General features: G+C 64.5%; 5 protein-coding genes and 1 pseudogene. All 6 read right to left on the bottom strand.

Annotated elements, in window-relative coordinates:
• The 6 genes and pseudogenes from ACEI37_RS19240 to ACEI37_RS19215 all read right to left on the bottom strand — a co-directional run bounded on the left by ACEI37_RS19240 (position 1) and on the right by ACEI37_RS19215 (position 15,291).
• Entirely contained in the window at positions 1 to 3,885 is a 3,885-nt protein-coding gene (locus ACEI37_RS19240; protein ID WP_373380283.1) for a hemagglutinin repeat-containing protein, read from the bottom strand.
• Positions 3,886 to 3,898: 13 nt separating this feature from the next.
• A complete protein-coding gene (locus tag ACEI37_RS19235; RefSeq protein WP_373380238.1) occupies positions 3,899 to 10,588 on the bottom strand; it encodes a filamentous hemagglutinin N-terminal domain-containing protein in 6,690 nt (2,229 codons plus the stop codon).
• A gap of 183 nt (positions 10,589 to 10,771) precedes the next feature.
• Positions 10,772 to 12,556: a ShlB/FhaC/HecB family hemolysin secretion/activation protein gene (locus ACEI37_RS19230; RefSeq protein WP_373380282.1), complete on the bottom strand. Its 1,785-nt coding sequence runs from the start codon at positions 12,554 to 12,556 to the stop codon at positions 10,772 to 10,774.
• Between the two features lie 604 nt (positions 12,557 to 13,160).
• Positions 13,161 to 13,316, bottom strand: a pseudogene (locus tag ACEI37_RS19225) (tripartite tricarboxylate transporter substrate-binding protein); the annotation flags it as partial.
• A gap of 95 nt (positions 13,317 to 13,411) precedes the next feature.
• Entirely contained in the window at positions 13,412 to 14,437 is a 1,026-nt protein-coding gene (locus ACEI37_RS19220; RefSeq protein ID WP_373380237.1) for a Bug family tripartite tricarboxylate transporter substrate binding protein, read from the bottom strand.
• A gap of 89 nt (positions 14,438 to 14,526) precedes the next feature.
• Positions 14,527 to 15,291 (bottom strand): crotonase/enoyl-CoA hydratase family protein, encoded by a 765-nt coding sequence (locus tag ACEI37_RS19215; RefSeq protein WP_373380236.1) that lies wholly within the window; start codon positions 15,289 to 15,291, stop codon positions 14,527 to 14,529.
• Positions 15,292 to 15,297: the final 6 nt, after the last annotated feature.

The raw sequence follows: 15,297 nt of genomic DNA, 5'->3' as shown, positions 1-15,297 counted from the left end.
TTATTTTCCAAGGATTGTTACGGATCCATTCTTAATAATGAATAAACTGTTCATACCCGGAATGGGGTTCTTTTGAAAGTGTTGTGCAACTTCGGTCGGCGTTAAAGAAGAATCCGCTAAATTCACCACGACGTTAGTTGCTTGCTTATCCACCTTTCCTACCACAGTATCACGAATGCTCCACAAATTACCGGTTCTTGGAGAATAGATATCTGCTATCTCGCCGTTAATCCTTATATCTGGATTCGGACCTCGCTTACCGGTGTTTGGAAGATTCTCCACGTTCAGTCCGTGGTCGGCAAGCGTCGCCGCGGCTTCATTTTGCCTTGCAATCGATCGTACTTGCTCAGCCGACGCGTTACGAGGAGGAGCCTCCGGCGGACCAATTAGTGAGCCAGGAGCCTTCGACAGTTGCTTTTCACCGAGGAAGAATGTCGAATCGTCGGGTGCTCCAGCGCCGCCAGGAGTTTTTTCCGATGCGCCACCGCCGCTCAGGGACGTTTGCCTGCCGTAGCGCCCCATTCCGCCTTCAGCATAATCAAGCGAAGCTGCAAGAGCGGTCGCATTTCTCATTACGACTGCCGCTTCCTTGCTCTGCTGCTGAATGAAGCTGTAACAGCGCCCGTCTCCGGGAGGGCAATAGTCGGCAGGATTCGCGCTCATCGCGGCTGCTGCCCATCCGATTTGCTTGCCCCATTCCGCTGCTCCTGCGTCCCGGTCGCTGCTCATCGCTTCGAACTGGTTCCTTCGGGACTCTGTGGACCACTTGGCGTAGATATCATCCGTATTGCATCCCGAGTCCGCCTTGCAGATCATCAAATCGCGCTTGAATTCCTCAAGTTGTGAGGCCTTAGGATCCGTTGTGTGCTTGAGGTAGTTGTACTGCGTGCCAAGCCCACCAGCCGCCCCAGCCGCTGCTGCGTCCTGCGTGGAACCGCCCGCGGCACCGGCACCTGCCGCCACGATCGTGCCCGCAATCTGCACCAGCGCCTTGCGGTCCTGTTCCGACAGCTTCTGCAAGTCCGGATTGTTCAGGATCTGCTGGCCGACCAACTCTGCTGCCAACGTAGCGGCCGCGTCCCCGGCGGCGCCGGCCGCAAAGCTGCCACCCATCGCTTGCGCCATCAGACCGCCAATGACAGCGTGCACCGCCACCTTTACTTCGGGCGATCGGTCCCGCGTTAGCGTGCCGACCTGGTCGTAGATCATCGGCGCCAACTGTTGCGCCACCTGGCTCCGCAACTGGTTCAGCTCCCGCTGATCCTTCACCTTCTGCGCATCGAAAATCTTGTCGATGCTCTGGTTGGCGTTCGCCGTGTCGCGGTTCAGGCCGGCAATGGTCTCGTCAGCCGATTGGCCAGCCTTCGCCCGCTGGCCGGCTTCGTCGGTAATGATGACGGTGCCCGGCGCAATCGCACTCTTGGTGATGCCCGCGGCACTGCCATCAATCGACTTCTGCGCGTTACCCGCGGCAGTGGCCGCCAGGCTGCTGGCGCCGCTTTGCAGCAGGTTCGTATTGCCCGCCCAGTCCACGTGCGCAGGCTGCACCGGTCCCAGGTTCGGATTGCTCGCCGGCACGCTCTTGCCGCCGCTGTAGCTCGCCACGATGGTGGTCGAATCGCTGCTGTACTCGGCCTTGTTCTCGATGTCGCTGGTGGTCAGCGTGCCGGTGGTTAGGCTGTTCTTGTTCGCATCTGCCGTGCTGGCCAGGATGCCCCCCTTCAGGTCGGTATGGCCCTTGACGTCGACATTGAACCCGCCCTGGCCGGCGTAGATGCCGCTCTGTTCCTGCACCGAGCTGTAGGTGCTGTCGGTATTGCCCTGGGTGAGGCTCGCGTTGGCATGCACGGTGGTGCCGTAGCAGAAGGGCGGCACGCAAATGCTGGCCTGCATGCCCGACGACGATTCCTTGCTGTGATAGGTCTCGGTGTCCGGGCGGCTCTCGATATTCAGGTCCCGGCCAACCGTGCCCGCGACGGTGTCGCCGATCAGTTGCGCGCCCTTGAGGTTGGTGTCGCGTCCGCTCACCACCGTGACCTTGTCGGTGGCCACCACGTGTGAATTGTGGTTCGTCACCGCCTCGCCATTGGCCTTGGCCTTGTTCTGGCTGGCGGCTAGTTCCAGCGTAAAGCCGTTCTGATCACCGCCCAGGCCGAATCCGACACCAACGCTGGCATTGCTGCCGGAACTGCGGTTGTCCAGGGTAGAGCGGTCCTGCGCGCTTTCCAGGTTCACATCGCGCGCCGCGGAAAGGGTGACCGTCTTGCCCTCGATCTGCGCCCCGCGCCCGCTGATGTCGCCATCGGTGGCAAAGCCCTCGGCATCCTGCTGGCCGGAGCCGGTCGCGACGATTGTCACCGCATTGCCCGCCTTGACGGTCGTACCCTGGTTGGTGCTCGACGTGCTGTGCGCTTCGCTGCTCTGGCTGCCACCGCCGATGCTCGCGGTCACCTTGATCGCCGCCGTCTGGCTCACGCCACCGCTGGTCACGGTCTGGATGCCCTGGATGCCGTTGGCGATCGCCAGGCCTGCCTGCACCCCATAGAGCGTTGCCACCCGGCCGTCCTTTTTGTCCTCGACGGCACGCGCGGCATTCTCGACGGCCTGTGCCGCCGTGACGGTATAGCCCGATAGCGCCAGCGTCGTCCCGTACTGACTGGTGCGATGGCGCTCGTTCTGGCTTGCCGAGTCCGTGCCGGGATCGAGGATTACGTTCTTGCCGATCATCGTCACGTCGTTGCCGGCTTCGATGTCGGCGCCGCGGGCGGTGATGGTCTCGCCAGCGGCCATGGTCACGTTGCCGGACTTGCTGACCACCTGGCTGCGTATCGTGTTCTGGGTGGCCTGGCTGGCGTCCGCGTGGTGCGACTCGCTGCGTACCCCAACCGTGCCTGAGTAGCCCGTGCCGCCCAGATCGCCGATCTGCCGGCTGGTGCTGTCCGAGCGCTGCGACAGCGTGTCCTGGCCGGACAGGATGTCGATCTTGCCCTTGGCTGCCGACAGCGCCACATCGCCATCGGCGGCGATCCCGCTGCCGGCGATGGTGATGTCGCCCGTGCGGGCCTTCACGCCGACGGTGTTGCCGGTTATCAGGCTGGCATTCTGCTTGCTGCTGGCAGTGGCGCCGGTCGCTTGGCTGGCCTGGGTGCCGAACGGCACCATGCCCACGCCGCTGTTGTTCGGGCCGCCACCAAGATGGCGTGCCATGTCTCCAGGGCTGGGCAACGCGCTGCTGACGGTCCAGCCACTGCTGCTGGCGCTGTTGGCAGCCTGATAGGTGTCGGTGGAAGCGCGCACCGTCACATCGCGCGCGGCGTCCAGGATGGCCGCATCGCCCGCGCTGATCGTGCTGCCAGAAACCAGGATGTTGCCGTCCAGCGCCTTGCCATTGGCATCGGTTTCGCCGTTGCCGGTGGCGCGCACGCGCACGTTGCCGGCCCCGTTCACGCTGCTGCCACTGCTGGTGGTGGTGACGCTCGTGCCCTGGGCGTTGCTCTTCTGGTTGCCGATGCGTACATCGACTTGGGGCAGGGTAAGCGCCGACGCGCCCAGCTCCTTCACCGTACCGGTCACGCGCGAGACGGTGCTGGGATCCTTCTGCACCGCTTGCAGGTTCTTGACGGTGTCATACGGTGTCCCGACCAGGGCGACCGACAGGCCGCTGGAACGGTTGCTCTGGCTGGCGTCCTGATACACGCGGTCCACGCCCTCGGCAATGGTCACGTTCTGCGCGAGGATATCGATGTTTCCTGCGCTCGCTGCTTCCTTGTTGCCTCGGCTGCCGGCAATCAGGTCGCTGCCGATGATGGTGGCGTCCTTGCCGGCGGAGATAATGACGTTGCCGTTGCTGGCGCCAACCACGCTGCGCGCGTCGCTCTGGGTCATTGCCAGCGTGTGGCTAGCGCCCGATGCCTCGCTCTTGCCCACCGAGATGCCGACGCCGCCCTTGCCGGCAAATCCGGAGACGCCGGACTTCTTGACCTGCAGGGCGTCGCTGTCCTCGCGGATATTCTGGCCAGCGGTGATCAGGACGTCGCCGCGCGTGGCCGTGAGGGGCGACGCCATCCGTCGCGGCAATGGCGCTCTGGCGCACCGTCACGTCGTTGCCGCCCTTGACGTGGACGGTATCGCCAGACAGTGTGCTGCCTACACCAATGTCGCTGTGGCGGCTTGACTGCTCGCTGGTCGAGGTACGGGATACGAAGCTGCCGCTCTTGCGCTGGATATCGATGCTGCTGTCGTCCAGTTCGCGTGCCTCGGTCACCGTCACATTGCGGTCGGCCACCACCGTGAGGGTGCCGCCGCCCTGGCCATCGGCGCCCGCCTTCACGTTAGTGCCGACCAGCGTTACGTTGCCCTTGCCATCAGTACGATCCAGCCCGCCGCCCTGACTCGTCGGCTTGACGGCGGCCAGCGTGGCATTGCCGCCGGCCTCAAGACTTACACCGACGGTGCTTTGGGCGCGGCTATGTTCTTCCAGTTGGCGCTGCTTGCTCTGGCGCGCCACATTGTCATGCGTGGTTTCGTTGGTGACGGCGCTGGCCTTCAGGTCACCCCCAGCCACCATGGTCAGGTCCGTGCCGGTCCTGACCTGGGTGCCTTTGAGGGTGGTGTCGCCGCCGCTGCTGGTGGTCAGGCTTCCGCCGGTCTTGACAGAGCTGATCGCATGCTCGGTCCGGCTGTCCTCGCTGTGGAGCTTGGCGCTGTTGTGGATCGATTGATTGGTCTTGCCTTCCAGCGTATCGAAGGTGAGGTTGCGTCCAGCGAGCAGGGCGGCGTCGCCACCCGCCTCGATGGTCGCGCCGGTGGCGCTGATATCCCTGCCCGCCGAGAGCAGCATGTCGCCCTGCGAGGCGATCCCCGCCTGCTCGCCGTAGAGGCTGCTCGAAGCCTTCGAGTTGCCCGCCGCCGACTGTACGCCCAGTTGGTTGAAAAGGGTGATGTTCTGGATGTCGCGCCGGGCTACCAGCCCCACCTTGTCGCCGCTGATCTGCCCGGACTGGTTCAGGATGTCGCGGCCGGCGGAGATGGCCGTGATGCCCTGGCTGCGAATGGCACCGCCGCGGTTCACCACATCGTCCCTGGCGGCGATCGAGAGGCGGCTCTTGGCGTCGACGATGCCGCTGTTCTCCATCGTGCCGGCACTGTGCAGTTCCAGGTCGTCGGCCGCGATCAGCGCGCCGTTGGCCTGCAGGTCGGCGGCCTGCGCACGCGCCAGATAGATGCGCGGCACCAGTACGCTCTGGGTGCTGCTGTCCGGCAGTGTGACCGTCTCCGACACCAGCCAGACGATGTCCGAGGTGAGCGCATCCATCTGCGCCGCAGTGAGTGCCATGCCCGGCAGGATGTTGAACTGCTGCGCGGCATGCACGCCGGAGGCCATCAGTGCCTTGTACTGCTCTTCGGCACTGTCATAGCCGGCAAGGGTGACGTGCCCGGTCAGGCGGGTCACCTGGTCGCGAATCAGCTTCTGTTCGTAGAAGCCGTCGCCCAGGCGCTTCTGCGTCATGGCCGGGTCTATGCCGAGCAACCCCAGCATGTAGTCCGACGACAGGAACTTGCCATATTGGGTAAAACGAGGGTCTGTCTCGATCAGGTAGGTGTAGCCAGGCTCGGTGTGGTATTGGTACAGACCATTGGTCGGAAGGCTGATCGGCGCGTTGGCCAGCGTAGTGACTGCGATCGATTGCGCATCAACACTGTGACCGGTCACGCCGGTGCTGCCGCCGTGACCGGCATTACTGCCCTGAATGGGCGACACGCCGGCGACGGTCACACCGGATACGCCCGTGCTACCGGTTCCTGCCAGCGGATCGCTCTTGCCGACATCCTCGTTGCGGACGTCGCCACCGAAGATGGCAAGTCGCTGGCCAGCGGTAATGTTGCCGCTTATCCTGCCGACCGCGACGGGCGCCAGCACTACGCCAGGCTGGGCGACCGGCCCCACATCTTGGGTGGTGTCCTTGCTCCACGCATAAGTGGAAACAATGTCCTGCGTCGTGCGCCGGTAGAGCGTCTGGCCGACATTGGTGACAGTGGTAGTGCCGAACTGGCCGGATTCCAGCGCGCCGGAAGCGGCGCTCTGGTCGCCAATCTGCATGCTGTCACCCGCCGCAATGGTGCTGTAGCGGTTGGTCAGGCTGGCGACATTGGCCAGGATCATGGCGCCGCCCGACACCAGGTTTGCTGCCGGTTGGTTGGGGTTGGCGTCGCGGTCAGTGATCGTCGTGGTGGTCGTGTCCCGCGCGATCTCGACGCGTTGCCAGCCGCGCTGCGCATCGCTGAGAGTGGCATATTCGGTACCGGGGTCGTAGTGGACATCACGGTCGTAGCCGTCCCAGTAGTTGACCTGCAGTACGCCGTTACTCTCGGTGAGCGTGTTGTAGTCGATCTGGCTGGCGACGCCATTGATATCGACCACCAGCCGTTGCCTGGCATCGTCGCGAGACAGGATCTGTGCGGCGGTGAAGGTGCGGTCTACGGGAGTCTTGTAGGGGCCTTCCCAAAGTTCCTGCGTGCAACCCATTTGCGGGTATGCATTGGTCGTGGCGCAGTGAATGTACTTCTCGCGCTTGAGCTGGTGTTTGGTATCGACGGTGGTGTCGCTGATAATCAACGGGTCGGGGCGCTGGTTGATCAGCTCCTGCGCCGCGATCTCGACCACACTGTAGTCACTACCGCCCTCGATGGTGCTGCTGTCGTTGAGTACCCGGCCGGTGCGGTTCTTGAGGTAGCCCCGTTCGTCGCGCTCGCGGTTGGCAGCGATGTTCAAATCGCCCAGGCTGTAGAGCGTCGCGCCTTCCGTGTTGCTGACCAGTTCGCGGCCATACACATTCAGGGTGTCGGTGGCCGCCATGATGGCCGCCGCCCCCGTGTTGTGAATCTCCCGGTGACTGCCGGTGACCTCGCGGCCAATCACCGTGCCGGTATTGATCAGCACATCACTATTGGTGACGACGGTATCGCCCTCGATGCGTCCCGCGTTGGCGATATCCGCCGTGGCGTTCAGGGTCGTCGCCGCCGAATTGATGGTCGCGCCGGCCTCGTTGACGATGCGGCTACTGTTGATCGTGAGGGCGTTGACAGCCTCCAGTTTCCCCTGGTTGGTGAAGGCGCCGGTGGTGCCGAACAACAGATTGCGCTCGGCCTTGAGCAGGTTGCCAGCGACATTGGCGTAGTCACCTTGCATGGCGAGACGCAGGTCCTGGCCGCTGTGGACGGTGCCGACCCCGGTGAGGGCGTGCGTATCGATGCCGATATCGCCATCGGCGATGACCTTGCCGCCCTGGTTACTGAGCGATGCGACCTGCACAACGCTGTCGCCGCCCGAGGCGAGGCTGCCGCCGTCATTATTCAGGGCTGCTGCGCCACCGTTGACCGTCAGGCCAGTACCGCCATAGACCTGGCCGCCGGCATTGTTGAACGACTGTCCCACCTCGAGGAGCTGGGCGCCACCCGAGACAATCTGGGCCCTCGCGGTGTTCGCGAGCTGCCGCGCTTGCACCTGTACGTCGCCGTTGCCCCCCACCATGGCGCCATTCGTACTGATCAGGCTGCTGGCAACCACGCGCGTCTGGCCGGTGCCCGTGTTGACGATCTGGCCCGCATCATTGGTGAGCGTGCCACCGGCCGAAACGTCCAGCGTGGTGCCGCCCTGCAAGGCGCCGCCGGTGTTGTCCACGTTGCCACCGAGGGAGCCAGTCAGCTCCTCGTCAGCCAGCATGGTGCCCTGGCGGTTTGACAGCGAAGCGCCCGCAAACCGGACCGACTTGCCGGAGATGGTGCCGCCGTCATTGCGCCAGGCAACCTGGCTGCCATCCACCGTAAGGCGCTGACCGGCATAGATTTTCCCGCCGGTATTGTCCGCCGACTGGACGAGGTGCAGGCCGAGGTCGGTGCCGGCGACCAATTGGGCGCCGCCGGTGTTGACCAGCTGGTCGGTGGTAACCGATGCGGCGCCATTGCCGCCAAGCAGTCCGCCATTGGTATTGGCAACCACCGCGGCGCGCACCGTGGCGTCGGCTGCGCTGGTCCCGACAACCCGCCCTGCGGCATTACGAAGCGCGCCGGTGGCTTCGATGGCCAACGTATCCCCGGCCTGGATGGTGCCGGACGCGTTATCGATATCGCCACCGATGGCGGCCGAGAGTGCCCCATCCGAGACGATGGCGCCTTGCCGGTTCGATAGTGACCCGCCGGCCAGCCGCAACGCACCGGCGGTGATCGTGCCGCCGTCGTTGGTCCAGGCGGCACCGGTGCCGTCCATGGTCAGGGCCTGCGCGGCGCGAATCTGCCCGCCCGAGTTGTCGCCCGCATCGCTGACGTGCAGCGCAAGGTCGGCCCCAGCCACCAGTTGCGCACCGTTGGTATTGGCCAGCCTGTCCGCCGTGAGCGACAGCGAGCCGTTTCCGCCGACGATACCGCCGTTGGTGTTCGTGACAGTTGTCCCATTGACCACTGCAGAGCTATTGGCATCGACACTGAGCACCTGGCCGCCGTCATTGATGATGCTGCCAGCGGCGCGTATGCCGAGGTACTGGCCGCCCTGTAGTATGCCGCCAGAGTTGTCAATGTCCCCGGTGATTCCGAGATCCAGGCTATCCTTGGCCAGCACCGTACCTTGTCGACTCGACAACGAGCTGCCGGCGAGCTGGACCGACGTGCCGGAGATGGTGCCGCCGTCGTTGCGCCAGATAACCTGGCTGCCATCGATGGTCAGGCGTTGTCCGGCGTGGATTTGCCCGCCGGCATTGTCTGCCGACCGCGTGAGATGCAGCCCGAGATTTGTGCCGGCGATGAGTTGGGCGCCGCCGGTGTTGACCAGTTGGTCGGCGGCGATGGCTGCGACGCCATTGCCACCGATCGCACCGTTGCCGGTGTTCTCGATGCGCCGGGCGCGGATGGTCGTTCCGCCGGTTCCGGCATTCGTGATGCGGCCCCCGGCGTTAGTCAGCAGGCCGTCAGCGGACAGCGACAGGTCGCCCGCATCGGCCAGGACCTGGCCGCCGGAGTTATCGGCATCGCCCCGGATCAACAGGGCCGTGCCATGTTGCGCATAGAGCGTGCCGCCTTTGTTGGAGAGCTGCTGCGCGCTGACGTCGATGCGCGCGCCACTCACTTTGGCGCCGTCGCTACGCAGGAGGCTGGTGGTACTTGCCGTCAGTTGCTGGCCTGCCGTAACGGTGGCGCCGGCGAGATCCAGTATGCCCGCCTGCGCGGTGAGCGCGACATTGCTTGCGGCACGTGTCTGGCTGCCCGCGAGGCTGATGTGGGCGCCGGTAACCGACATGTTGCTGCCGGCGAGATTCTGGCCCGTCATGCCCACACCCAGTGCGCCGGTGACGGCAAGGTCGCCCCCTTGGGTCATGTTGCCGTTGGCGTCGATGCCGGCGGCCAAGGTACCGGTGGACTGGACTGACTGGCCAGCGACGCGCACGTCCCGTCCGGCGATCAGGGCGCCTGAGTTGCGGATGTCGCCTTCGCCCGTCGCCGAAAGGCTGGCGCCTGCCGCCGTGGAGCCGCTGTTGTCGATACCTTGCGCACCGTGGAGCGCAAGCGCGCCTGTCGACGAGGTGGTGCCGGACAGCGACACACGGCCAGCGCCGTCGATGCTGAAATCACCCGCCTGGGCAGCCAGCGTGCCGGCATTGCGCACTCCGACGCCGGCCTCCGTGCCAATCAGGCGAATGCGATTCGCGTACATCCCGCCAAGGTTCGCCACATCGATGCCGACCGTCGGGGCCGCGCCTTCGCCCTGAATCAACCGCACGCCGAGGTTGGCGTAGTCCACTTCGTTGGCACCCGCGATCACATTGGCAGTGTTAGCCCAAAGTTGGCCGTTGACCTCGACAGACCGTGCGATCAGGTCCACTTGATCGAGGCTGGTCCCGTTGAAGCCGGCACCTTCGACCTGGATGCCACCGCGCGTGACACGAAAGGCGGCGAGAGTGCCATCCCCGCCGAACACGGGAGCACCTGTTGTCAGCGTGGCGCGGTTGGCATTGATGAAGCCGCCGCCATTCACTGAGATGCCATTGCCGTTCGAGATGATCACGTCGGCTCTTTGGCCAGCGACCTCGATATAGCCATTCAATTGCGATGGGTTGGCACCTGTCACTTCATTCAGGATCACGCGAGCGGGGCCGCTGGTACCCAGATTTGCATTGCCGGGCACGTAGCCGCCCAGTTGCGTCTGAGTAATGACCGTGGCGTTGTTTAGGATCGCGCCGCGCCCATCCACGGAGAACTGCTGGTACTGGTTGCGCGAAACGCCGGCCGCTGATGGCGTAGTTACCCCAACCAGCGGCGTGCCGTTGGCCGTCGCTGTGACGTTCGGACCGTGCCCGGCGCGCGGGTCGGACACGATCTGCGCAGCAGCAAAATGCACACATCCCAGTGAGAGCAGCACCGCCCAGGCCATGGGGCGCAACTTTGCCGCCCGGCAAGAGCTACATGAGCTATTCGTTCTCGCGGTACGTCCGGCGCGTTCCCCGGACGCCACCTTGCGGGCGCCGATGGCACACTCGGCCACCGCCATCAGCATGTTTCGGTGCTTGTTGAAGATTAGTCGAAAGCGCTTGTCATTCATGCTATTAGGACGTCAAACATCAAACAACGCCTCGCCGGGGAAGCGCTCAAGGAGCAGGTGCCGGCAGGCCAGGTGTCTACGTGCTGAATTGAGTTGGTTGGCGAGGGAGATGCCGGTTGTTTCCGCCGTTACCGTGTCGATGCCAACCAGCGGCGCGCCGGAGAGTCTTCATTTCTGTTTTTCCTAATATTGGTAGGACACCGAAAACCCGCCTGCCGGCGAGCGCGTGGGAAAATTGGCGGGCTTCACCAGCCCCCAACCCAGAAAAGCGTCGTAGTACAGCCCCTTCATAGGGCTGCCGCGTACACCGATCGCCGTGCCTGCCAGAGTGCGGCCGGCCAGGTAGCTGGCGCTGCGCCCCCCAACGGTGCCTGCGTCGAGTCCAAGGTAAAAATTCTGGCCGGTCGACCCGAGAGGGATCTCCAGATCGTTGCGCCAGTAGGCACCGCGCTCGGCGGCGAGCGTCACTTCGCCATCGAAGCCGCGCACGGTCCAACGGTTGCCGATGGAGATGAACTCGCTGGCGAACAGTGCCTGGCCGGTGTACTGGCCGTGGAAGGTGGTGATGTAGCGCAATGGCAACCGGCTGCCGCCGGCTCCGGCAGGCACTGAGAAGGGCACCACCAAGTTGGCGTCGAGCGTGGCGACGCGATAGAGAAACTTGCTACGCTGGCTAGCGAAGTTGGGTTCGATCGTTCGGATCTCCGTCTGGCCGCCGAACCACGGCACGCCGAAGCGGTAAGCGAGTGAGAGATCAAGTTGCGATGCGCCGAAGTAGCGGCGATGTAGCCATCCGACTTCCGCAAAAGTGGTGCTGCGCTGCTGGTTGAGGATTTCGGTGTCCTCAATGAACGCGTGGCTCCAACGGTGGCCAAGGCGAAACTGCAAGGAGTTTTTCTGGAACTGGTCGCGTTGGAACAAGTACTGTGCCTTGAACTCAGCGGTTTTTGAATTGCCGCTGGATTCGAACGCCTGGTTTGCGCCGGCGATGCGCTGAAAGTAGCTGTAGGTGCTACCCGCGGCGCCGAACGTCCAATTTCCCCGAGGCATGGAATACGAGGCATTGGCGCCACGTGTGCCACGTCCGCCCTGATTGACATTGGCATCGTGGCCGACGCCAAGGTTGAAGAGGTCGTTCAGGCCCAGCGGGTTGTCGATGCCTAGCGACAGGTTGCCCTGCAGGCGTCCCGTCCCTTTGCTGCCGCTGTCGTCAAGCGATGCCACCACCCTCCAAGCCTTGGCCCGCTTCACCGAAATGACGACATCGGACTCGCCAGGCATCTCGCCGGGGACGATCTGCATCTCGACATCCTGGCTGGGGACGCGCTTCATCTGCTCCAGCCCCTGTTCGAGGTCCCGGATATTGAGCAGATCGCCGGGGCGGGATGGAAATGCGCTCTGCCACCTCCCACGAAGCGATTCGTCGGCAAAGCGGATCTGACGGATGACGCCAGGAATCAGCGACAGCCGCAGCGTGCCGGACGACAGATCTTGCTCCGGCACTGCCACGCGGGTAGTGGTGTAGCCCCGGCCAAGGATTTGCGCGCCCAGACGGCGAACAATCATGTTCACGCCTTCGCGGCCAATGCAAATGCCTGCGTACTGGTCCAGGTAGGCCTGTGCGAAGTGGAAAGTGTCCATTGGCAATGCGCTCGCGCCTTGGGCGCGAATTCCGGCAGACAGCGCCTCTGGTACTGACAGCTGCAGGTGCTCAATGGCAAAGCATGGAGCTTCGCGTGGAAGCTGGGTTGATTGGGCTTCCTGCTCCGCAGCGCTGCCGTCCAGCGAGACATTGGGCGACTGCACCTGGCGGGCGCGGTCATCGGCCTGCTCGATATTTCGCTCTCGCTGCAATTGCTGGTTTTGCTCCTGCCGGGAGCGGCGCAGCGCGTCCTCAGTATTTGGCGAGCCCTGCGCGAGAGCTGTCCCAGCCAACAGCAAGCAGGCGGCCGGTATGGCGCGGAACATGTACAAGGTAGAACATTGACCCATGCGGTTACTTCTAGGGTTATTTTTGTTGGCGCGACCAAGAATGCCCTGGGTGCAGGACGACAGACCGAGGTGCGGGAAGCCAGACGTGCGCAATCAACCGTTCGTCCTGGTTGATCGAAAACGAATTAACCGACAATTCGATTAATGCGTCGATAGGACGTGTCTGAAAATCGATGAAACAATGGAAACGTTTGCGAAAACGAGGGTGTCAGGCCGGGTATTTGTTGAATACCTTTGCCGCGTGCCACGAAAGCTGACAGAAAAAAGTCGGCGCCTTCATAAGAGTCATGTTGAAAATTCTGATCTATGGATTCTCAGGATGAGAACCGACGCGTAGCAGCGGCAATGAAAGCGACTGGTACGTGTACGAAGAATGCTTGTCGGCCCTCTAAGTCCCCTGAACGCAAGTGTCCGCGCCATCGACCCGGCGATACGGACCAGCGGCACTTGTCCAGGGAACGCCCGCGCGGGAGCGCACCAGGGGGTTAGGGATGAACCGGGCGACGGGGCGGTTCTTTGGATAACGGCACGAAGTTCTCTAAGTTGAGAGCCCACTGTGCGTCGCAAAGCAAGGTGGCGGCTTGCCGGCACGGATTTGCGGCAGCGCCTGCGTCAGGTTGTCGAACACCAAAGTGGTTTCGCCCGCCAGCACCGACGTGGTGGCGGGCGTGGAGCCCGTATACGGCGCGTGGATGACCTAGGTGCCGGCGCGCAGGCGGAACAGTTCCGCGGTCAGCCTTAGGATGCTGCTTGGCGCGTGCCAGACAGCTTAGCTCCCGGTTGATAGGCCTTAGGACGTCTGGGTCTTGGGCCCGGGCAGGGGCAGCCCCTTCAGTCCAGGCTAACCTTCGACGCCCGGATGGTCTCGCCCCAGCGCTGGATCTCGCCGCGCACCAGCGCGGCGAACTTTGGCTGGGGCTCGCCGCCCGGGATGCCGCCCATGTCGCGGAAGCGCGCCACCACCTCGGGATCGCGCATGGCCTTGCCCAGCGCCTCTTGCAGCGCCGTAGCCACCGCCGGCGGGGTTTTGGCCGGGGCAAAGAAGCCCAGCCAGCCCATCACCACGAAATCCTTGACGCCGGCTTGCGCCATGGTGGGCACGTCGGGCAGCGCTGGCAGGCGCTCGGCGCTGGTCACTGCCAGCGCGCGCAGCTTGCCAGCGCGGATCTGCGGCAGCGCCTGCGTCAGGTTGTCGAACATGAAGGTGGTTTCGCCCGCCAGCACCGAGGTGGTGGCCGGTGTCGAGCCCTTGTACGGCACGTGGATGACCTCGGTGCCGGTGCGCAGCCGGAACAGTTCCGCGGTCAGGTGGGTGGTCTGGCCGATGCCGGCCGAGGCATAGGAATACTTGCCCGGCGACTGCTTGAGCTGCGCCACCAGCTCGGCCACGCTGCGCACCGGGGCCTGCGCGCCGACCACCAGCACGTTGGCGAACGAGATCAGGTCGGTCAGTGGCAGGAAATCCTGCGGCTGGTAGGACAGCTGCTTGTAGGCGCTGTAGTTGATGGCATGCGAGCCGGTATTGCCGACCAGCAGCGTGTAGCCGTCCGGCGCCGCACGCATGAAGGCCTGCGTGCCGATGATGCCGCCGCTGCCGGGCTTGTTGTCGACCACCACCGGCTGGCCGATGATGGCCGACAGCTTCTGCGCCACCAGCCGCGTCGGGATATCGGTGGTGCCGCCGGGCGCGCCTGGCACGATGATGGTGATGGGCCGCTCGGGCCAGGCGGCGGCATGCGCGGCCGCGGGGGCCATGCAGGGCAGCGCCGCGGCAGTGGCCAGCAGCAGTGCTGCGCTGCTATGGGCCAGCGCTGGGGTCAGCGACGGGGACAGCGATGCGGGCAGCTTGGGTGTCATGGGTCTCCTCCACGTATGTTTATGGGCTGCTTGGCAATGCAAGAACGGCCGGCTTGCGGCCGGCCGTTCTCAGGTCAGGTGCGGGCGTTTTACTTGCCCGTCCACACCGGCTTGCGCTTCTCGGCGAAGGCGGCGGCACCCTCGCGCGCGTCGGCGGAAGTAAAGACCGGGTCGATCAGCGGCTTCTGCTTGACGAACATTTCCTCGCGGGTCCAGTCGCCGGACTGCGCCACCACCTGCTTGCTGGCGGCGATGGCCAGCGGCCCGTTGGCGCCGACCGCGCCGGCCAGCTGCAGCGCGGCGTCGAGCGCGCCGCCGGCATCGGTCAGGCGGTTGACCAGGCCGAGCTCGTAGGCGCGCTCGGCCGGCAGCATGTCGCCGGTCAGCGCGTATTCCATCGCCACGTGGTAGGGCACGCGGCGCGGCAGGCGGATCAGGCCGCCGGCGGCGGCGGCCAGGCCGCGCTTGACTTCGGGCAGGCCGAACTTGGCGGCGCGCGAGGCCACCACCAGGTCGCACGCCAGCACCAGCTCGAAGCCGCCGGCGAGCGCATAGCCCTCGACCGCGGCGATCAGCACCTTGCGCGGCGGCTGCTCGGTGACGCCGCCGAAGCCGCGGCCCGGAACGCTCGGGCGCTTGCCGGCCAGGAAGCCCTTCAGGTCCATGCCTGAGCAGAAGGTGCCGCCGGCACCGGTCAGCACCGCCAGGCTCAGGTCGTCGCGCGCATCGAGTTCATCCAGCGCCGCGGCAATCGCCGTGGCGGTCTCGAAGTCCATCGCATTGCGGGCCTCCGGGCGGTTGATGGTCAGCACCATCACGTTGCCGCGGATTTCCTTCAACAGCGTATCGCTCATCAATGT

Source organism: Cupriavidus nantongensis (genome assembly GCF_041726985.1).
In the GTDB taxonomy this organism is placed as follows: Bacteria; Pseudomonadota; Gammaproteobacteria; order Burkholderiales; family Burkholderiaceae; genus Cupriavidus; species Cupriavidus nantongensis_A.
Note: the sequence above shows the minus strand (reverse complement) of the source record. Positions and strands in the feature narration are given on the sequence as shown.

Excerpts from the sequence above, each read along its gene's own strand:
- ACEI37_RS19235 (WP_373380238.1), bottom strand. The coding sequence starts at position 10,588 with ATGAATGACAAGCGCTTTCGACTAATCTTCAACAAGCACCGAAACATG.
- ACEI37_RS19220 (WP_373380237.1), bottom strand. The coding sequence starts at position 14,437 with ATGACACCCAAGCTGCCCGCATCGCTGTCCCCGTCGCTGACCCCAGCG.
- ACEI37_RS19230 (WP_373380282.1), bottom strand. The coding sequence starts at position 12,556 with ATGTTCCGCGCCATACCGGCCGCCTGCTTGCTGTTGGCTGGGACAGCT.
- ACEI37_RS19215 (WP_373380236.1), bottom strand. The coding sequence starts at position 15,291 with ATGAGCGATACGCTGTTGAAGGAAATCCGCGGCAACGTGATGGTGCTG.
- ACEI37_RS19240 (WP_373380283.1), bottom strand. The coding sequence starts at position 3,885 with ATGACCCAGAGCGACGCGCGCAGCGTGGTTGGCGCCAGCAACGGCAAC.